The sequence below is a fragment of the Rhodococcoides fascians A25f genome (assembly GCF_000760935.2).
GTDB lineage: Bacteria > Actinomycetota > Actinomycetes > Mycobacteriales > Mycobacteriaceae > Rhodococcoides.
In genome coordinates this window covers 1,849,153-1,869,075 of record NZ_CP049744.1, presented here as the reverse complement: position 1 = coordinate 1,869,075, position 19,923 = coordinate 1,849,153, and the positions used below count along the sequence as shown (strand labels likewise).

Here is a 19,923-nt window from a genome sequence, read left to right as displayed (position 1 = left end):
TGCGTCGGCCCCGGGCGAACCAGCGCCGGGGGCGGCGAAAGGCGACTCCCGCGCAATGACTCCAGCCCAGCCGATGATCTCCACTCCGCCAGCCACACCTGACCAAGACCTGTCCACCATCATCGTTCGCGGTGCCCGCGAGAACAATCTTCGTAATGTGAGCCTCGACCTGCCCAAACGTTCGCTCGTCGTGTTCGCCGGCGTCTCCGGGTCGGGCAAGTCATCGCTGGTGTTCGACACCATCGCAGCCGAGGCTCAACGACAGATCAACTCCACGTTCACCGCGTTCGCGCAGACGTTCCTTCCGTCCTACGGTCGGCCCGACGCGGATCTGATCGCCAACCTGTCGGCCGTCGTGATCGTCGATCAGAAGCGTCTCTTCGGTGGCCCGCGTTCGACGGTCGGCACGATCACCGACATCGGGGACTGGCTACGCATGCTGTGGTCCCGCGGCGTCACGCCGTCGATCGGCTACGCCAACGCATTCTCGTTCAACGACCCCGCCGGCATGTGCCCCGAGTGCGAGGGGCTCGGCGAAGCAAAGGTCGTCGACCTCGGCGAACTGGTGGACGAGTCAAAGTCCTTGCGAGAAGGGCCGTTCAAGCATCCGGACTTCGAGGTCGGCAAATGGCCGTACCGGGTGTTCTCCGACTCGGGTCTGTTCGACCTGGACGTCCCGATCGAGCAGTACTCGGCCCGCGAGCGCCACATCTTCTTCGACGCCAAGCCCGGCGAGGTCGAGGTGACGAACCCGGACGCAGCCATGAAGAGCTACGAGGGCATCGTCTCCCGCTTCCGACGCAGCTACCTGGCGAAAGACGCCGATGCGCTCAAGGGAAAGTCCAAGCTGGCGTTCGAGCGCATCGTCACCCGGGGCACCTGCGAGGACTGCGGCGGCTCTCGATACAACGAGACCATCCGAGGTGCCACCCTCGAAGGGTTGTCCCTGCCCGACGCCTTCGCGATGCAGGTCTCCGAACTCGCCGACCGCATCGACGGCTGGCAGATCAAAGGCCTGGGCACCTTCACCAGCGAAATCGTCACGCAACTACGCAGACTCGTCGATCTCGGGCTGGGCTACCTCAGCCTGGACCGCGCTACGTCGTCGCTCTCCGGTGGTGAATCGCAGCGCATCAAGATGGTCCGGCACCTGGGAGCCACACTCAACGACATGCTCTACGTTTTCGACGAGCCGACCACCGGGTTGCACCCCCGCGACGTGCACCGCCTCGACGACATGCTGCTCGCGCTCCGCGACAAGGGCAACACCGTCCTCGTCGTCGAGCACGACCCCGAGGTGATGGCCATCGCCGACCGCATCGTCGAGATCGGACCCGGTGCAGGAAAGGCCGGCGGCACAGTCGTGTTCGAGGGAACCTACGACGAGCTGCGTGACGCCGACACCCGGACCGGTGCCGCCCTGCGTCGTGAGAACATCGAATTGCGCACTCCCCGTACTCCTTCCGGCTGGCTGAGCATCACCGGAGCACGCACCCACAATCTGCGCGACGTCAGCGTCGACGTTCCGCTGGGCGTGCTGACCGCCGTCACCGGGGTCGCCGGTTCCGGCAAGTCTTCTCTCATCCACGGGCACCTCCGCGAGGCCGCGCCGGACGCCGTCATCATCGACCAGGCCCCCATCCGCGGCTCGCGCCGCTCCTCCCCCGCGACGTACACCGGGCTGCTCGACCCGATCCGCGCGCACTTCGCCAAGAAGACCGGCCAGCCACCATCGCTGTTCTCACCCAACTCCGACGGGGCCTGCCCCGACTGTCAGGGCAGTGGCGTGATCTTCACCGATCTCGGATTCACCGACCCGGTGACCAGCACATGCGAGACGTGCCAGGGCAGGCGATTTCGGTCGGGCGCGATCCGGCATACCGTCGACGGCGTCAGCATCGCCGACATTTTCGAGATGTCCGTCGAGGACGCGCAGGACTTCTTCGACGTCAAGAGGATCCGCGACATTCTGCGGCGGTGCCGAGACGTCGGGCTCGGTTACCTCTCCCTCGGCCAGAACCTCTCGTCGTTGTCCGGTGGCGAGCGCCAACGCCTCAAGCTCGCCACCGAGCTGGTCGGATCGTCACCGGTGTTGGTACTCGACGAACCGACGACCGGCCTGCACCCGTCGGACGTGTCGAATCTGATCGCGTTGTTGTCCGGGATGGTCGACGAGGGCAGATCGGTGATCGTCATCGAACACAACCTGGACGTCGTTGCCGCTGCCGATTGGGTCATCGACCTCGGCCCCGACGGCGGGCACAACGGCGGCCTGATCACGTTCACCGGAACGGTGGATGGGCTGCTCACCTCGGACACCCACACCGGGCGGTACCTGGCGCGCAGCCTGGGACGGTGACCGAAGACCCGATAGTGTTGGCCCTCCAGGGACATCGGACACAGGAGTGGCAGTGCAGCGTCGATCGGCACGAATGATCTCAGCAGGGTTCGCGGTCGTCGCGCTCGTTGCAGCCGGGTGCGGCAGTTCGACGACGGATGCACCGCCTGCCACCCCGTCCGCTGCGTCGAACGGGGAGTTTCCCAAGTCGATCGCGTCGGGCTCGGACGGCGGGACCGTCACCATCGACGCGATGCCCCGCACGATCGTCTCGCTCAGCCCGACGGCGACGGAGACCCTGTTCGCTGTCGGCGCGGGTGAGCAGGTTGCGGCCGTCGACGATCAGTCGGACTATCCTGCCGACGCGCCGAAGACCGGCCTGTCGGCATTCACGCCGAGCCTCGAGGCGATCGTCGCGTACGACCCCGATCTGGTGATCACCTCCACCGACTTGGGCATAGTGACATCCACCCTGGCCGATGCGGGGGTCCCGACGCTGTTGCTGCCGGCCGCCACGAGCCTCGACGACGCGTACTCGCAGATCGAACAGGTGGCCGACGCGACCGGGCACGACGCCGAAGGCGACGCAGTGGTCGCGCAGATGCGTGACCGGATCGACGCCGCCGTCGCGAGCGTGCCGACGCGCGAAGAGCCGTTGACGTACTTCCACGAACTCGACGACACGCTGTACACCGTGACCAGCCAGAGCTTCGTCGGGCAGATCTACGGCCTCTTCGGTCTGCGGAGCATCGCCGACGGCTCCGATGCAGGCGACTACCCGCAGCTGTCCGCAGAGACGGTGATCACCGCGGACCCCGATGTGGTCTTCCTCGCCGACGCCCAATGCTGCGGAGTGACAGACCGATCCGTCGCAGTTCGGCCGGGCTGGGGGTCGATGCGCGCCGTCCGGGACGGCAGGATCTTCCCGATGGACGAGGATCTGTCGAGTCGATGGGGTCCTCGAATCGCGGACCAGGTGGAGGCCGTCGCCGCGGTGGTGCAGCAGATTCCGGCGTGAGTCACTCGTACCCGATCCGCACCTCGTCCACGAACTCGTCTGCTGCCCAACCCAATCGAGCCCTGGTCAGGTCGGGCAGGGTGACCGTCATCTGTACGAGGTACTGATCGACAATGTGGTGGACGACGACATAGCGGGTCCGGGCGAACAGCGTCCGACCGTCCCAGTCGTATCGGCCGGCGATCGAGACGGACGGGAGTCCGCGCAGCGGTGCTCGGTCGCGACTGACTTCGACCCAACCCGGCAACGCCCGTGAGTCTCCGAACCCGCACTTCAGCAACGAGATCGGGTCCACTGATCGCGTGAACTTACCCACCAGAGCCATTGCATTCGGCACGAACCCGTCGACGGCGTTCGCCGGCGAACACAGCACCGCGGTGGCATGCGGGAACAGGTGCTCGGGAACCAGGTCCCAGCCCGGCATTGCCGGCAATTCGAGACCGAACCTGTTGCATTCGCTGCGATGTACGGGCACGAGTTCGACACCCTGCTGCTGCAGAAAACGTTCGATCGATCCCTCGCGAACCGTCACTGGACAGCATTCCTTCCAGCGGAGATCGAGGCGGCTCGGTCGGCGCGGATGCGCTCGAGCAGACTGGGTGGACGCAGCAACTCGCGCGCATCGTCGTGGCCCAGTTGCTCACGAGCCCAGGGATTGTCGCGACACCATTGCAACAGCGCGAGCAACGAGTTCGGTTCGACCTTCTTCTCGCACACCATCAGCATCAGCTCCTGATCCGATTCGCTGTCGGCTTCGCGATACACAACCCGGACAGTGGGGTACAAGTGCGGATGGGGCACCGCCGGATTCGGATGTGTTTGTGGCTGCAGTCCGAGAATCCCGTCCCACGGAACAACCGTGACGTCGCTGGTCACCTTCCATGCCCGACGTCGATAGATCTCCTGCACTATGCCGTCGGGATGCAGTGAAATTCTCGTCCGGTTGACGATGACGAATCCCAGGACGAAGCACAGCAGCACCACCGGGGCTCCGACGAGCGTCGATATCTCCGCCCTGAACTGGCGACGTCCGGGTTCGTCATCCCTCCAGTGGAAGTACGACACGCCGAGCAGAACCGCGAAGGCGAAGATCAAGGTCCGGAGCAAAAAGTCTCCGCGCCCAGGCACCGCCAAGCCACGTCCCACCACGGCAACATCGATCGGTCGTACGAAACGCGACAACCGAGCCGATCCGACACCGGACAGCATCACCGACTGCCCGAGTGCCACGATCACAAAAAACGCGAGCCAAGACAATCCCATGAGCACGTCTGGGTGAAGATGCTCGAACAGAACCACCACGGTCACGAGGATTGCTACAGATGCCCCCGCAAGACCGGCGAACGCTACGAGCCACCCGATATGGACACTTCGCCACGTTCTCACCCACAGTGGATACTTCTGTCCTACCACGCTTTTGCTCAGCACATCCTCACGCTGTGGCGTCCGGCTGTCCCTGTACTCGCTCATTTCCCTGCCGCCTCGAACAGCTTGTCCACTCCGTAGCTGACGAGTCCGCCCAGAGCGATTCCGCCAGCAGCGCCGACCACGGTCCCAGGTCCCGGAACGACGGAACCCGCCATGCCACCCAGGACACCGAACGCCCAGGTCGTAACTGCTCCCGCGGCAATCGGTGTGACCTCGACGATGACGGCTTCGGTCGGGTCCATGCCGTCATCAATTTTTCCCGCGATCCCGGGAATCGCGCCCGCAGCGACTCCGAAGACCCCGAGCCCACGGCCGATGTTCCTGGCAACATCGTCGACGGAATCGACACCGGGAAATTCCAGCGCCCGCCTCGTCACGGCGGCCATGCCGCCGATCACCGTCGATGCTACGGTCGTCGGCCAGTCCGGCATCCACGAGAACGATCCGTCCGGGTTCTCGACGAACTTTCCCGGCGGGCTGCCCAGCGCAAGAGCGGTCAGCAGCTTCGTGGGCTCGGCCAACTGCTGCGCAGCGTCGAGGGCGGCCCGCTCTGCCTGCTTCAGCGCATCCTGAATGTCCTCCGTCAACTGAACTGCAGCAGAGCGCAGTTCGTCGGCCTGGCGTACTTTCTCTTCGCCCAGGCTGTCCGGAATCAGCGCGATCATCCCGTCGGGATCGACCACACCGTCTGCCTGTACGGCGAACCCGCTCGCGGTCGCCGCCGACACCTGCGCCTGCAGATGCGCCTTCGCGGCGTCGACCATTCCTGCTGCGGTCTCGAATGCCTTACCGAGTGAATCGATCTCACCGCACACGGAGCTCATCCGGGAGCATTCGGCCACCACGCGTTCTGCCGCGGCGCTCGCTGCCTCGCCGGTCCACGTCTCGGCCAGCACATCCTGCTCCTCCAACACCCCGGTGCGCTGGCCGTTGACGCGCTCGACGATCTCGGCCAGTTCGATCATCGTCTTGCGCATCGACTCCGGCTCCCAGCCCGCAACGTGCGGCACGGTCGGCGTCATTTCGGCTGGTCCATCGCAGCGAGGCGGCGAGCGAGTTCGTCGTCGGCGATCTCGTAGTTCTGCGCGACGCCGCGGGCAATGTCTGCGACGCATTCGGCCCGGCCGGCCAGTGCTGCAACAGCTCCCGCCGCCGCCGCCGCGGCCGCCGCACATGCTGCGCCGAAGTCGGTACCCTGCAGCGCATTCTCGGACTCGCGGAACGGGGCGAGGGTATCCAACTCGGCGATCGCCTCCCCCGTTCCCGACAACACATTCGAGAACTGCCGCAGAATCACTGGATCCACATTCACTGTCATGACGCTCCCCCGAGTCGCACCGTATCGACGCCCGGTGAATCGGCGTCATCGGGTTTGACGCCCGTGGGCTCGGATCGGTTCCGTCCGGTCCGATTCCGGAGTCGTGAATGCGGCGGGTACCGTTGGCCCGGCTAACGATATAGGGGGTGCTCGCCATGAACGGCCGTCGACTGTCGTTCGCTGCCGCGGCCGGACTCGCGGCGGCGATGGGCGTCGGGCGATTCGTGTTCACGCCGCTGCTACCGATCATGGTCGATGCGGCAGAGCTGACACCGAGCAGCGGTGCCGTCATCGCGACCGCGAACTATGCCGGCTACCTCGTCGGGGCAATCGTGTTGTCCGTGCGCCCGTCGATCAATACGACGACGTCGTTCAGGCTGTGGACGGTCGTGCTCGTGGCCAGCGAATTGGCCATGGCTGCTGTGCATTCCACCGCAGCGTTCTCGGCGCTGCGGTTCCTGGCCGGCCTGGCGAGCGCCGCGGTCTTCATCGCGTGCGCGAGCACCGTGACGAAACATCGCGCCGACGGTGCCTCCCCCGGTATCGCGTTCGGCGGCGTCGGCGCAGGCATCGCGGCGTCGGGAATTCTGACGTTGCTCGTCGGGCCACATCTGTCGTGGGAGGCGCTGTGGGCGTGCTCGGCGATGCTGACAGTCGTCCTCGTCGCCCCGGCGTGGACGCTGCGGGTGCATGCCGAGCCAGCAACGCGGGCTGCGCCCGGCGACATCGACGGCAGGACCCGAACCGTATGGCGGACATTGCTGTTCGCGTACTTCCTCGAGGGTCTCGGCTACATCATCGTCGGTACGTTTCTCGTGGCGGCGGTCGGTGGCCACGGCAGCACATCGGTGGGTCCGGCGGTGTGGATCGTCGTCGGATTCGCCGCGGTACCGGCGACGGTGCTGTGGCAGGCAGTCGCCCGCCGAACCAGTATGCGCAACGCCCTGGTGGCAGCGTTCGCTTTGCAATCGATCGCAGCGGTACTCCCCGCCCTGACCGGGAACACCGTCGCCGCAGTGTTCTCGGCTCTGCTGTTCGGCGGAACGTTCATGGGCATCACGATGCTGACGATGAGCACCGCCCAGACATTGCCCATCGGACGTACCGCAGCGACGCTGACCGCGGTCTACGGCGTCGGGCAGGTACTCGGCCCACTGATCGTCGCACCTGCCATCGGCGACTCGTATTCGATTGCCTTCGCTGTCGCGACGGGAGTGCTCGTGCTCGGGACTGCCGGGGCCGTACAGGTGTCCCGACTGACCGCGTCGCGTTGAGGACAGCGCACTCGACTCAGTGCTGTGGGTCGTAACCCGGAACCTGTGCCAGAGTCTCGAACGTGCGTGCCCGGCCCCATTCCACGTGGGCGAACGCAACAGCGGCAGCCAAGTCCGGGTCCCCCTTGGCGATGGCGTCGACGAGGGAGACGTGCTCCCCGTGTCGCAGCGACGGATCCCGTTCGAGATTGGCCATGTTGAGTCGATTGCTGCGCTCCCGCAACGGTTCCATGATGACCGGGAACAGTCTGTTGGCGGACAATGCCTCGATCCCCGAGTGCACTCCTGCGCTTGCGTGATGAAATTCGAGTAGATCGCCCCGGTCGAGCGCTGCACCTGCACGGGACACGGCATCGACCAACGACGAGGAATCCGAGCCCGCCGCCACTGCGGACGCTGCCCGTCTAGCCACGAGTGGCTCGAGCGCGGACCTGATGTCGTACAACTCGTCGACAGAACTTCGGGTCACGGCCGTCACCACGGCAGGACGTCTCGGCGACAGAGTCACCAACCCGGCTGCTTCGAGCAACGGAAGAGCCTCGCGAATCGGCACCCTCGACACCTGCAGCTCGGTTCCCAGATTGCGCTCACTCAGTGTTTCACCAGGCCGGAGGCGGCCGTCGAGGATGCGTGTTCTGATCGCGTCGAACACCGCACGCGACAGCGACTCGCGACCTTCCGTGGAAGCCATGATGTTTGTATACCAGCGAGTTGAAGGTATACCGCGCATCCGCAGGCTCCGGCGGCGGATGTCGCAACGCTCAAACGTCCAAGGAAAGAACCAGGTGAGAGCATTTGGAAACGCAAGTGTTACTGCCAGGAAACCTTCCACGGCGCGCATCTCCGTAAATTCTCCGCTGTTGGTATACCACTGAGCGAGAGGCACTGGGATGAGCGTCCCGACCACGAACGAGAAGCAGTCACCGATCGACCCACCGCCCGAGGCGGCCGGTCTCAGCGAACAGATCGAGGCGTCGTACTCGAAGATCGGCCTCACCACTGCGCACTTCGGCATTGTCGCCATGGTCCTGTTCGGTGTGTTCTTCGACGCCGTCGAACAGAATGCCGTCGGCATCACCGGGCCGCTACTGCGTGAATCCTGGGGCCTCGGCGGCACCGAGATCGGACTGCTGAACACAGCGACGTTCACCGCCGTCGCACTCGGCCGCATCCTGGCCGGCGCGGTGATGGACCGTTTCGGTCGTCGAACCCTCCTCGGTGCAAACCTGCTCGTGTTCGCATTCGGCTCGCTACTGTGCGCATTCGCACCCAACTACGAAGTATTGGTGGGCGCTCGATTCCTGGTCGGGCTCGGACTCGGCGGTGAAATCGCCGTGGCGGTGATCATGCTCTCCGAGTTCTTCTCCGCCAAGCATCGCGGTACCGCGGTCGGCATGATCAACGTCGCAGCGGCCGGCCTGGGCAACATGCTCGCCCCACTGTTCGGCGTCATCGTCTTCGCCATCTTCACCGGTGACGATCGCTGGCGTTGGCTGTTCGGTCTGCTCGTGCTGCCGGCACTCGCGGTCGTGTTCTATCGCCGCTCGCTTCCGGAAACACCGCGCTTCCTCGCGGCGACGGGCCGTGTGGCCGAGGCCAACACCGTCATCAACCGCCTCGCGCAGGGCAAGCTTCGTGGCGCGCTCGACTCCGAGGTTCAGTACTTGAACGTCGACACCTCGGTCGACGAACAGGCCGCACCGCGCGCACGGTGGACGGAAATGTTCGGCAAGCGTTACCGCAGAAGCACTCTCGCCCTCGGCATCGCCGTCTGCATGTCCTACGCAGCCCAGATCTCGATGCTCACCCTCATCCCCGTCATCCTGACCGAGCGGGGAATGTCGATCTCGAGTGCGCTCTGGTACACCCTCGTGATGCAGTCCGGGTCGCTGATCGGCGCTCTGACCGCCGCGCTCATTGCTCGCAAGCTTCCACGTAAAGTGACGTTGACCTGCGGAGCGGCGCTCGGCATCGTTGCCGGACTCGGATTCGGCTTCTTCGCAACCTCTATCGGCCTCGTACTGTTCTTCGGTGCGCTGTTCAATTTCTCGGTCATCATCCTCAACACGACTATCTGGCTGTTCGCGCCCGAGCAATACCCGACGCGAATCCGTGGCCTCGCGACGTCGGTGATCCTGGCGCTGGGCTCCCTCTCCGGCGGACTGTTCCCGCTCATCGCCGGAGCCGTCCTGGACTCGTCCGGCGTGGGTGCCATGTTCGCGATGCTGGCGGGCCTGTTCATCGTGTGCGGAATCGCCGTGCAGTTCCCGAAAGAGACCTTCGGACAACCCATGCCGGAAGATGGCTGAACCGTGAAGATTCTCTTGATCAACCCCAACTCGAACACTGCAACGACGCAGCTGCTCGTCGACGTCGCGCGGCGTTGGCTCTACGACACAGAATTCACCGTCATCGGGGTCACCGCGGGTACCGGACCGGCGATGATCACCGGCACCGAACAGCTGCGTGCTGCCGAAGCGGATGTCGTAGCAGCGGCCCTCGACGCGATCGAGCACCATGACCCGGCCGCCGTGATCGTCGGCGCGTTCGGTGATCCCGGTGCGGCCGAACTCCGAACCCTCGTCGACATTCCGGTCATCGGGATCGGCGAGGCAGGAATCCTGCACGCCGCACGAGGCGGTCGCCGCTTCGCGATCGCCACCACCACAGCCGATCTCGCCGCCCCACTCGATGCACTGACTCGTGCCACCGTGCCCGACGGCGATTTCGCGGGTGTGTTCCTCACTGCGTCATCGCCGTTGGTCCTGGCCGAGGACCTCGCATCGAGCGTTGTCGAACTGGGAACAGCGGTCGATGCAGCAGCGGCCGCCGGAGCCAGCGCCGTCGTCATCGGCGGCGGACCGTTGAGCGATTCGGCTCGGCGGCTGGCGCTGCGCACCGACGTGGACGTCATCGAGCCGGTTCCGAGTGCCGTTGCGATGGTCGTCGACAGAATCTCGAGCGCGGTGCGCAGCTGAGCTACCGTCGCCCGAAGGCCCTGGACACCAGCCAGCCCTCGACCATTCCGGCGAGGAAGATGCCCGCGATCGGTGCGTACTTGCGCACCGGTTCGGGCAGCAGGCTCATCGCGTTCAACTCACCGCCGATCGGGCTCGCAACAGCAGCCCTCACCGCTGCCGGCGTGGTTGGATCGGCCGTAGCCGAACCACTGAGCAGCGCACCGAGATTGACGGCGAACTGCTGCAGCACCTTGTTCGAGACCGCGACGATCGCGCCCTTGCCGAACGAGACGATCTTTCCGCTGATGACCAGATCGGTGTTCAACGTCAACCGCGAGCGGTCGCCGATCGCCTCGACCGACAGATCCACCTGAGCCTCGGCATCGCCGTTTCCGTGCGAGTCCGCGCCCTTGGCTTCGAGTGAGAGCGTGCGGGTCTCGGCGTCGACCTCGAGGAACCGAATGGTGCCCGCGTACGAGGCGCTGATCGGCCCGACCTTCACTTTGACCCCGCCGAGAAATGTCTCACCGTCTTTGCCGGTGATGGCGGCACCCGGTACACAGGTCGCCACCTTCTCGACGTCGTTGATCAGCCGAAAGACGTCATCGGCCGATGCGTCGATCTCGAGGGTATTGGTCAGTATCACTGGGAAACTCCGTTCACACAGCCGACGCAGCGGCGCTGTTCGGCGCACGAGTCGATGGCCTCGACGATGGTCTGGTATCCGGTGCAACGGCAGTAGTTCGAGGCGACCACCTCGCGGATCTCCTCCTTGGTGGCGTCCGGATGCTCGGCGAGATAGCCCTCGGCCAGCATCAGAAATCCAGGCGTGCAGAATCCGCACTGCAGGCCGTGGTGGTCTGCGAATGCCTGCTGTAGGTCACTCAATTCGCCGTCCCGGCCGAGTGATTCGACGGTCCGGATGTCGGAGCTCTCGACCTGCGCCGCGAAGGTCAGGCAGGCGCGAGCCGGTTTGCCGTCGATCAGAACGGTGCAGGCACCGCACACGCCGTGCTCGCACCCCACATGGGTTCCGGTCAGCTGCAGGTCGTGCCGTAGCACGTCGACCAGGGTGCGGCGTGGCTCGCTGATCACTTCGTGCTCGATACCGTTGACGGTCAGTTCGATCAGTTGCTTGTTGCTCATGGCCTTCCCTTCGCCAGTGCCGCCTGTACTGCGACGGGAGTGATCGGTGTGTCGTTCAGTTCGACTCCGGTGGAACGCAATCCGTCGTTGACGGCATTGAGCACCGCGGCCGGTGCGCCGATCGTTCCACCCTCACCTGCCCCTTTGGCTCCGGATTCGGTGAACAGGCAGGGAGTTTCGAGGTGATGGATCTCGATGTCGGGAATCTCGCACGCCGTCGGCACCTTGTAGTCGATGAAGCTGGCGCACAGCGGGTTTCCATTCTCGTCGTACGACACCTGCTCGAACAACGCGCCGGCGATCCCCTGCGCGATCCCGCCGCGGCACTGGCCCTCGACGATCTTCGGATTGATCGCGACCCCGCAGTCCTCGACACAGACGTACTTCAGGATCTCCACTTGCCCGGTGCCCTCGTGCAATTCGACGACGACGCCGTGGGTGGCGTTGGAGAACGTGCCGTCGTTGAACACGTCGAAACTCGCCGTCGCGGACAACCCCGGCTCGACCCCCTTGGGCAGCAACTGTGCCTTCAGATACGCGACGTCGGCGATATCCCGGTAGGTGACGTACTTCGAGTGGTCGTCACGCTGACGCACCCGCCCCGAGGCCAGCTCGACGTTGTCGTCGCGAGTCTCCAGCAGGTGCGCGGCGATCTCGCACAGCTTGTCTCCCAATTTGGTCGACGCCAGCGCCACCGCACTGCCGCCGATGGTGATCGAGCGAGAGGCGAACGATCCGAAGCCGTACGTGATCCGGTCGGTGTCGCCCTGCACGATCTTGACCTGATCGACCGTGATTCCCAGTCGGTCGGCCACGATCTGCGCCATGGTGGTCTCGTGGCTCTGCCCGTGGCTCATCGTTCCGGTGGTCACGACGACGGTGCCGGAGGTGTCCATCCTGACCTCCGAGATGTCGAATCCGGGGACCACGTTCATCTTGCGGGCCGCGAATGCACTGCTGCCGTATCCGGTTCGCTCGCTGAAGCACGAGTAGCCGATGCCGATGTGTCGGCCGTCGGCGGTCGCCCGCTCCTGAAGGTCGTACCAACCGCCGTCCCGCAGCGTCTGCTCGCACAGGTTCAGGGCCTCGAGGTACGAGCCCGGGTCGTAGGTGATGTTGTTGACACCGGTGTACGGGAACGCGGTGATCACGTTGCGCCGCCTGATCTCCACTGCATCGAGCTGCAGTTCGCGAGCCGCTCGCTCGAACAGCCGCTCCATCACCATCACGTACTGCGGGCGTGACACTCCGCGGTACGGCGCCGTCGGTGCCTTGTTGCTGAACACGGAACGACCCCGCACCCGATAGGCCGGAACCTGATACACCCCCGGCATTTCGGCGGAGGCCATGAGCGGCTCGATGCCCGCGGTGAAGGGGTAGCACGAGTACGCACCCATGTCGCACACGACGTCGGCGTCGAGGCCGAGAATGTGCCCCTCGGAATCGAACGCGGCCCGCACGTCGTACTGCTGCTCGCGTGCCAGGAAGGACGCCGTCAGTGCGTCCTTGCGATCCTCGATCCACTTGACCGGGCGACGGAGCTTCAATGCAGCTGCCGCGACGGCGATCTCCTCGCGGCCGACGACGCACTTCTGCCCGAACCCGCCGCCCATGTCGGGCACGACGACCCGAACCTGGCGTTCGTCGAGACCGAGGCACTGCGCGGTGACTGTCCGAACCTGGTGCGGGACCTGCGTGCAGATATAGATGATCAACTGTTCGTCGCGGTCGTCCCAGTAGGCAATGCATCCGCGGGTCTCGAGCGGCAGTGCGTTCTGACGCCCCGTTCTGGACTGCACGGACACCACGGTGTGTGCGTCGTGAAAGATCTCGTCGATGCCCTCGGTGGCGAACATCTGCACGTCCACGACGGTGTTGTTCGGCACCGAATCGTGCACCAGGGGCACGCCCTCGGATATGGCCTGATCTGCGGAGGTGACTGCGGTGACGGTCCGGTACGACACTCGTGCCGCTTCGAGTCCGTCCTCGACGCTGTACGCATCGGCGGCGACGACGATGGCCAACGGCTCACCGACGTAACGTACGACGTCGTGCGCCAGGACGGGCATGTCGGTGGGCACGAATTCGCTGAGCGGACGGGATAATTCGGCGCGAATCGGCCGCAGGTCCAAGTCCGCCGCAGTGAAGACGCGGTGTACTCCCTCGACCCCTGCGACATCACCGACATCGAGACCGGTGATGTGTCCGGCCGCCACGGTGCTGCGCACGAACTGGGCGTGCAGCATGCCCGGCATCGCGATGTCATCGACGAATCTGCCTCGGCCGGTGAGCAATCGAGGGTCCTCGCGGCGTGCGACCGAGGTGCCGACGAACTTGGGCGTGAGAACCTGATCGACGCTCATGTGGGCACCCCCTGCGATACCAGTGCGTCGCTGCAGGCTTCGGCCACCAATGTGCGCACCAGGGTGCGCCGATATTCGGCAGTGACCATGCCCTCGTCCTCCAATTCCAGTTCCTCGGCTGCGGCATCCGCACAGTCGCCGAACGTTCCACCGGCGGCCAGAACGGCCTCACCTGCGGACGATCGAACGGGAGTCGCGCCCACTCCCGCGAGAGCGACGCGTCCACCCACCACGGCCACACCGTCGAGATCGAGGGATACGGCCGCGCCCACGATCGCGAAATCACCCTGTCGCTCGGCATACTCGGTCACCGCAGCGTGTGGTGCCGGGTGCGGGAACACGATCTCGACGATCATCTCGTCGAACGCGAGATCGGTGGAGTAGTACCCGAAGAAGAACGAGTCTGCCTCGACGGTTCGCCGCCCCCGCACGCTCTCGACGACGATGCGGGCGTCGAGCAGGATGGCGAGCAAGCACCATTCCGCGGTGGCGTCCGCATGAGCGATGCTGCCTCCGACAGTTCCGCGCGTACGGATCGGGTAGTGCCCCACCCACCGCATGGCCTGGCGAAGAACAGCGAAGTCCGTTCCCACGTCTCCGGATTCGACGTCGTGGTGGGTGGTGAGCGCTCCGATGTGGAGGCCGTCGGATTCTCGGCGGATGTAACGCAAAGTGTTCAACCCACCCACGTCGACCAGATGTCCGGGCCGGGCGAGGCGGAAGTTCATCATGGCGACCAGGGACTGGCCTCCGGCGATGATCTTCGCGTCCTCGCCCAGCTCGGCCAGCAGCCGCACTGCACCCGAGACATCGCGTGCCCGGTGGTAGTCGAACTGCGCGGGCTTCATCAGACCCGAGCCTCGCCTGCGACTACCTCGGCGGGTTCGTCGACGAGGGTGTCGAGTTCGCGCCCCTTGGTCTCCGGTGCGAAGTACGCCATCCAGATAACCGCGAACAGCACGAACGCTGTGACGATGCCGAATGTCAACGGCAGACCGAGGATCGGCCACATGACCGAACCGAACAGGAGAGGAGCGAATCCGGTGGCCACCCGACTGACCGAGGATGCGTAGCCGAATCCCGAGGCGCGAATATTGGTGGGGTACAACTCGGAGACGTAGCAGTACAGCACCGGGATGGTCAGCTGGATGACGAATCCGAAGATGCCCAGCCAGATCAGAGCTGCAGACTGGATGTCGAGCATGACAGCGAACAAGACCAGCGCACTACCGGCGATAGGACCCGACAACCCGATGACCCACTTGCGACCGAATATCTCGACTATGAACGCCGAGGTGAGCACACCGACGATGCCTACTCCGGTCATGAGCGTCGTACCGGCGAAGGCTGCGAACTCGCCGTAGCCCTCGGCCCGCAGGATGGACGGCATCCAACTGAGCGCCGCGTAGTACAGCAGCATGATCGACACGAACAGCATCCACGCTGCGGCGGTAATGCGTGGGCTGTAGCGCCAGACCGATTTCAGCTGTGTCAGAGCCGCTTTCATTCCGCCCGGCCCCTTCGGCGCGGTATCGGCGACGATGACGTACTCGACGGCCTCGGATCCGGTGCGCGTCACCATGTCGTCGATGACGGCGCGGGCCTCGACTTCTCGGCCGACCTTGGCGAGGTAGATCGGCGACTCGGGGATGCCGCGTCGAACCCAGAACAGCAGCAGCGCAGGCAGAACCATGAACAGCAGCATGTAGCGCCAACGAACGTCTCCGTCGATGGGGACGAGAAGCGTGGCGACGACGCCGCAGATGGTGGCACCGATGGGCCACCAGACGTCCATCGCGGACAGAATTTTGCCGCGAATTCGGCGGGGTGAGAATTCGCTGACCAGCGCGTAGTCCACGGGGATGCAGCCGCCGAGGCCGAACCCGGCCAGGAACCGCAGGATGATGAAGATCTCGAAGCTCGGCGCGAAAGCGCCGAGGACCGAGAACAGCGCAAAGATCAACAGCGTCAACGAGAATGCGCGCTTACGCCCGACTCGGTCGGCGATCGTTCCCCACACGACGGCGCCGACGGCCATGCCGATCAGGTTGCCGGTGGCGACGAGCCCGCGCTCGGCCTGGGAGAGGTCCCAGTAGCTGCCGAGCAGGGGCGTCAAGAATCCGTTCAGCGCTACGTCCCAGGCGTCGAACATGTAGCCCAGCCCGCCGATGATGAAGATCTTGCCCTGCACACCCCATTTCCAGGGGAGCTCCTGTACTACCTGATCACCAGTCTTCATCGCAGCCTCCGGCGCGGTGTTGTGGTCCGAGGTCGTCATCGGACGAACGAGTAATGGAATTTCTCGTCGTCGCTGTCGTCGAGCGGAGTACCGCTCCACAGCCAGTCGTACGAGATGTCGGACTCCCCATCGAACGACGCCAGTGTCGCGTCCCGCTTCTGCTGCTCGGGTCCATCGGGTATGTGGTAGAAAGTCTTGTTCTGCAGGCTCGCGTCCTGCACCATCCGCGCGTGCCGGGCTCGGCGAAAGACGTAGCGTGCCAACGCGTCGTCGATTCCGCTCGAGGTGACCTTCGCGAGTTCCTCGGCGAGCACGGCCGCATCTTCCATCGCCTGCGACGCGCCCTGCGCCTGGTACGGCAGCATGGCATGGCACGCGTCGCCCAGCAAGGCGACGCGGCCGTCGGTCCAGCGAGGATCGGGTCTGCGGTAGTAGAGCGCCTGGCACAGCACGTTCTCGTCGGCCTTCGAGAGCATCGCGTGGGCGCGGTCGTCCCAGTCCGGGAACGTCCCCATCAGTTCCTCGGGCCCGACGAGCCGCGGTCCGCCGTCGCGGACCTCGTCGGTACACGGGGCCAGCGCAACGACATTGAGGTACTCACCGTTACGGATCATGTAGTGCACCAGGTGTCGGTCGGGTCCGTACCAGATGGTGCTCTGGTATCGGTCGACGAGCCAGCGGGTGGCCGGGTCCTTGACGATGCGATCACCCGGAATCAAAGCGCGATAGGCCATTTCACCGGAGAACACGAGAGTATCGGGTAGACCGATCAGATCGCGCACGGTCGAACGAATACCGTCGGCTCCGATGAGCAGGTCCGACTCGTAGCGTCTTCCGGTTCCGGTGACCGCGACGGGCCGCGTCGGATTCGTTCGATCGACCTCGACGACCTTCGCGTCGGTCTCGAACACCACCATCGGGCCCGGGCCGTCGGGGTCCAGGCACTGCGCATGAATGGCCGAATGCAGGTCCGCGCGATGGTAATGCCAATACGGCGCATTGAACGTCTTCTTGCAGTACTCGCCGAGGGCGGTGAGCGCAATGACCTTGCCGTTCTCCCACCGCCTGCGCACCTGGTCCATCGGCTCGGTCTTGATCGCTTCCAGCTTGTCACGCATCCCGAGAGCGATGAGAATGCGGCTGGCGTTCGGTGCGGTCTGGATGCCTGCTCCGACCTCGCCGAGCTCGGCAGCGGCTTCGAGCACCGTCACCTGGATGCCCCTGTGCCGCAAAGAGAGCGCCGCGGTCAGCCCACCCAAACCGCCGCCCGCGATCACCACTTCGATCGGTGCCATGTCAGCTCTCCACCAATCGACCTTCGGTGACGACATCGATGCCGTCGATGGATACGGTGCAGGCGCGCATTCCGATGTCGAGGTGCGCGTAGGAATCTCGGCCGAGTACGGGATGCGGGCCGGTGGACCACAGGAAGCTGCCGGCGAACGCTCGGGCGTCCATGCCCATGATGTCGTCCTTGCCGTACATCGCCGCAGCGAACCAGTCGCCGGTCTTCATCAGTCCCCAGCCCATGTGAGACAGGTAGCGCGCCCACTTGTCGTTGGAGTCCGCGAAGAACATGTTGAGCAATGCAGCTTCACCCCCGCCGGTCACCTCGTCGATGTGGCCGTTGGTGACCGTCAGAGTCGTCTCGTCCCGGACGTATTCCTTGAACGGCAACAAGATATCGCCCTCGGAGAGCACGATCTTTCCATTCGAGATCTCCGGCCAACACAACACCATGGTGGACGGCCAGTGATCCCAGCGGCCCTTGTCGTCGGCGAAGCCCACCTGGAACTCGGGCTGCGAATTGCTCAGCTGCACGGTCAGATCGGTGCCAGCGTCGTTGGTGATGCGCATGGTCGAGCCGCTGCGGATCAGATCGACCCCCGCCTGGACCCGTTCTTTGTCGCCGTCCTGCGGCATGTTCCGGATCAACACGTCCGGGGCGTCGCAGACGAAGATGATGCGCGTGCCGGCGGCCAGAATTTCCTGCTGAATGGGCGCATGGATGAAGCCCTCACTGGTGAGGTCTACCACCAGGTCCGCACCCTTGAGCATGTCCTGAGCCACCGAACTGTTCATGACCGAGACAAGCCCGGGGCCTGCACCGGTGTGCGTGCTGGGCATCGGTGCGGGGCTGCCGCCCGGGACGGTGGCCGCGAGTACCTGTGCGCCCAGGCTCTGGGCCGCTCCGAAAGCAGCCGAGATGTAGTCACCACGGCTCGACGGTTCCGCGAGAATCACCACCTGTTCTCCGGGCTGAACTTTGCACAGCTCGAGCTGACGGGTGAAGGCGCGCAACAGATCAGCTGATCGCAGATCGAACATCTCGGTTCCTCTCGTGATCGTTCTCGGTCGTTCGTGTCTCGGTGATACCGCCCAGTCGGGCAAGATCTTTCAGATAGGGCACTTCGTCGCGTGCGTCTTGCAGTTCGCGTCTGGAGACCGTCGCCGAGACCGATCCGACGGTCTCGGCCATCTCGACGATGGTGCGGCCCTGCGGCCCGACAATGACGCTGTGTCCGGCGAACCGCGGTCCGTCGCCGGTCTGCCCGGTGAGCCCCGCTGCGGCCACGACAACACCGTTCTCGAGTGCGCGGGATCGCGTGAGCAGCTTCCACACGTGCAGGCGGACGTGACCGAAGGCCGACGGCACGGCGATGATATCGGCTCCTCGCTGCACCAGATCGCGGACGGTCTCGGGAAACCCTGCCTCGTAACAGATCACGACGCCGATTGATCCGAACGGGGTGTCGACCAGCAGACCGCTCTGCGCACCCGGGGTGAACACCGCGTTCTCACGGTCCCACAGAAACCGCTTGTGTCCCAGGGCAAGCAGACCGTCCGGACCCACGACGAGTGAGCTGTCGAAGACGACTCCCTCGGAATCGCGGAACACCATTGCCGTCACCAGAACCGTATCGGTCTCGGCGGCGAGTTCTCCGAGCGCGATCGATGTGCGGCCGGGCACCGACTCGGCCATCGCGTCGATGCTGCCGAGATCGTAACCGCTGGCGAACAGTTCGGGCAGCACGATCACCTTGGAGCCACCGGCGGCGAGAACACGGACTTCCGAGCTCACCGCGTCGATATTCTGCTGCCAGGCACCGGTTCGCGAACTGGTCTGCACCACAGCGATATCGAACGTATCGACCACCGGCCGAGCGTCGACGCCGCGCAGATGCGCCGAGGTGGTCATTGCGCCACTCGATTCATGTCGGTTGTGTAGAACGGGCCGGCCAACCTGCCGAGGAATCGGTGTTCGAGCGTGTCGACGTGCAGATCGTCGGTGAGCAACCCCGGTCTGCTGGTCACCGTCGTGACGGTCCCGAGCACGAGAGTGTCGGAACCGAGTGCGATTTCCTGGAGCGTCCGGCATTCGAGAGAGACCAGGGATTCGAGCACCGACGGGGCCGAGACAGACACCGATGGAACGGCCGTCATGTGCGAGAGCTCGAACTCGTCGACGTCCGCGTCCACTGTCGCGAAACTTGCGGTCACGGCGTTCACAGTCTCCGCCGACGGGATGTTGACGACGAATTCGCCGGTGTCGCGGATATTGACCAACGTGTCCTTGAATTCGCCCGGAAAGCCGATGCGCTCACCGATGGAGATCATCAGGGTGGCCGGGTTCCGTGACGCGACGTTGAAGAAGCTGAACGGTGCCAGGTTGCGAACACCGGTGCCGGACACTGTGGAGATCCAGGCGATCGGGCGTGGCTGCACCGCACAGGACAAGAGTTTGTACACATCCCCCGACGACATCGAATCGATGTCGTGGCGGGTGCGGTCCGTGAGCTCCAGAGAGTCGCCTACCTGGGAAGTCATCGAAACGAGCC

19 protein-coding genes are annotated in these 19,923 nt (G+C 64.8%); 5 read left to right on the top strand and 14 right to left on the bottom strand.

The genetic code is table 11. The features are described from left to right. The first annotated feature begins 55 nt into the window (after nucleotides 1-55). Together BH93_RS08965 and BH93_RS08960 are read left to right on the top strand one after the other, a co-directional pair. Complete coding sequence (locus BH93_RS08965) at nucleotides 56-2,359, top strand: ATP-binding cassette domain-containing protein (protein ID WP_242459160.1); 2,304 nt, start codon at nucleotides 56-58, stop codon at nucleotides 2,357-2,359. Nucleotides 2,360-2,432: 73 nt separating this feature from the next. Next, on the top strand, nucleotides 2,433-3,356 hold the full coding sequence (locus BH93_RS08960; RefSeq protein WP_052064815.1) for an ABC transporter substrate-binding protein: 924 nt from the start codon (nucleotides 2,433-2,435) through the stop codon (nucleotides 3,354-3,356). A 1-nt stretch (nucleotide 3,357) separates the two neighbouring features. Here the strand turns inward: BH93_RS08960 and BH93_RS08955 are convergent, their stop codons facing one another. The 4 genes from BH93_RS08955 to BH93_RS08940 are packed head-to-tail and all read right to left on the bottom strand — an operon-like array spanning nucleotide 3,358 to nucleotide 6,102. Then, entirely contained in the window at nucleotides 3,358-3,888 is a 531-nt protein-coding gene (locus tag BH93_RS08955) for an LpqN/LpqT family lipoprotein (protein ID WP_052064783.1), read from the bottom strand. Beyond that, entirely contained in the window at nucleotides 3,885-4,826 is a 942-nt protein-coding gene (locus BH93_RS08950; RefSeq protein ID WP_155290828.1) for a hypothetical protein, read from the bottom strand. The genes BH93_RS08955 and BH93_RS08950 overlap by 4 nt, the downstream gene beginning before the upstream one ends. Then, nucleotides 4,823-5,806 carry a hypothetical protein gene (locus BH93_RS08945; protein ID WP_052064782.1) on the bottom strand — a complete coding sequence of 328 codons (984 nt, stop codon included), beginning with the start codon at nucleotides 5,804-5,806 and terminating at the stop codon, nucleotides 4,823-4,825. The genes BH93_RS08950 and BH93_RS08945 overlap by 4 nt, the downstream gene beginning before the upstream one ends. Beyond that, nucleotides 5,803-6,102, bottom strand: a complete 300-nt coding sequence (locus tag BH93_RS08940; protein WP_037171208.1) for a type VII secretion target — start codon at nucleotides 6,100-6,102, stop codon at nucleotides 5,803-5,805. Before BH93_RS08940 ends, BH93_RS08945 begins: the two co-directional genes overlap by 4 nt. A 155-nt stretch (nucleotides 6,103-6,257) precedes the next feature. Here BH93_RS08940 and BH93_RS08935 point away from each other — a divergent pair, with 155 nt between their 5' ends. Next, nucleotides 6,258-7,376, top strand: coding sequence for a YbfB/YjiJ family MFS transporter (locus BH93_RS08935; RefSeq protein WP_037171206.1), 1,119 nt, complete (start codon nucleotides 6,258-6,260; stop codon nucleotides 7,374-7,376). Nucleotides 7,377-7,392: 16 nt separating this feature from the next. On the opposite strand, the gene BH93_RS08930 is transcribed toward BH93_RS08935, so the two are convergent. Further along, nucleotides 7,393-8,067, bottom strand: a complete 675-nt coding sequence (locus BH93_RS08930; protein ID WP_037171204.1) for a GntR family transcriptional regulator — start codon at nucleotides 8,065-8,067, stop codon at nucleotides 7,393-7,395. 199 nt (nucleotides 8,068-8,266) lie between these two features. On the opposite strand from BH93_RS08930, the gene BH93_RS08925 reads away from it, so the two are divergent. Both BH93_RS08925 and BH93_RS08920 read left to right on the top strand, forming a co-directional pair. Further along, on the top strand, nucleotides 8,267-9,685 hold the full coding sequence (locus tag BH93_RS08925) for an MFS transporter (protein ID WP_037171203.1): 1,419 nt from the start codon (nucleotides 8,267-8,269) through the stop codon (nucleotides 9,683-9,685). 3 nt (nucleotides 9,686-9,688) lie between these two features. Then, complete coding sequence (locus BH93_RS08920; protein ID WP_037171202.1) at nucleotides 9,689-10,354, top strand: aspartate/glutamate racemase family protein; 666 nt, start codon at nucleotides 9,689-9,691, stop codon at nucleotides 10,352-10,354. Nucleotide 10,355: 1 nt separating this feature from the next. On the opposite strand, the gene BH93_RS08915 is transcribed toward BH93_RS08920, so the two are convergent. From BH93_RS08915 to BH93_RS08875, 9 genes are read right to left on the bottom strand one after another with little or no spacing between them, the layout of a single operon-like run. Then, nucleotides 10,356-10,982: an SRPBCC family protein gene (locus BH93_RS08915; RefSeq protein WP_037171201.1), complete on the bottom strand. Its 627-nt coding sequence runs from the start codon at nucleotides 10,980-10,982 to the stop codon at nucleotides 10,356-10,358. Next, entirely contained in the window at nucleotides 10,979-11,482 is a 504-nt protein-coding gene (locus BH93_RS08910) for a (2Fe-2S)-binding protein (RefSeq protein ID WP_037171199.1), read from the bottom strand. Before BH93_RS08910 ends, BH93_RS08915 begins: the two co-directional genes overlap by 4 nt. Continuing rightward, the gene (locus tag BH93_RS08905; RefSeq protein WP_037171198.1) at nucleotides 11,479-13,845 is read right to left on the bottom strand and encodes a xanthine dehydrogenase family protein molybdopterin-binding subunit; all 2,367 of its coding nucleotides are present in this window, start codon (nucleotides 13,843-13,845) and stop codon (nucleotides 11,479-11,481) included. The genes BH93_RS08910 and BH93_RS08905 overlap by 4 nt, the downstream gene beginning before the upstream one ends. Continuing rightward, nucleotides 13,842-14,693, bottom strand: a complete 852-nt coding sequence (locus tag BH93_RS08900; RefSeq protein ID WP_037171196.1) for an FAD binding domain-containing protein — start codon at nucleotides 14,691-14,693, stop codon at nucleotides 13,842-13,844. Before BH93_RS08900 ends, BH93_RS08905 begins: the two co-directional genes overlap by 4 nt. Beyond that, nucleotides 14,693-16,123 (bottom strand): MFS transporter, encoded by a 1,431-nt coding sequence (locus tag BH93_RS08895; protein ID WP_242459159.1) that lies wholly within the window; start codon nucleotides 16,121-16,123, stop codon nucleotides 14,693-14,695. Before BH93_RS08895 ends, BH93_RS08900 begins: the two co-directional genes overlap by 1 nt. Beyond that, nucleotides 16,120-17,379, bottom strand: a complete 1,260-nt coding sequence (locus BH93_RS08890) for an FAD-dependent monooxygenase (RefSeq protein WP_037148522.1) — start codon at nucleotides 17,377-17,379, stop codon at nucleotides 16,120-16,122. The genes BH93_RS08895 and BH93_RS08890 overlap by 4 nt, the downstream gene beginning before the upstream one ends. Before the next feature lies 1 nt (nucleotide 17,380). Next, nucleotides 17,381-18,412, bottom strand: a complete 1,032-nt coding sequence (locus BH93_RS08885; protein WP_032402929.1) for a hypothetical protein — start codon at nucleotides 18,410-18,412, stop codon at nucleotides 17,381-17,383. Beyond that, complete coding sequence (locus BH93_RS08880) at nucleotides 18,390-19,283, bottom strand: carbon-nitrogen hydrolase family protein (RefSeq protein ID WP_052064781.1); 894 nt, start codon at nucleotides 19,281-19,283, stop codon at nucleotides 18,390-18,392. The genes BH93_RS08885 and BH93_RS08880 overlap by 23 nt, the downstream gene beginning before the upstream one ends. Further along, nucleotides 19,280-19,912 (bottom strand): flavin reductase family protein, encoded by a 633-nt coding sequence (locus BH93_RS08875; RefSeq protein ID WP_080738886.1) that lies wholly within the window; start codon nucleotides 19,910-19,912, stop codon nucleotides 19,280-19,282. The genes BH93_RS08880 and BH93_RS08875 overlap by 4 nt, the downstream gene beginning before the upstream one ends. Nucleotides 19,913-19,923: the final 11 nt, after the last annotated feature.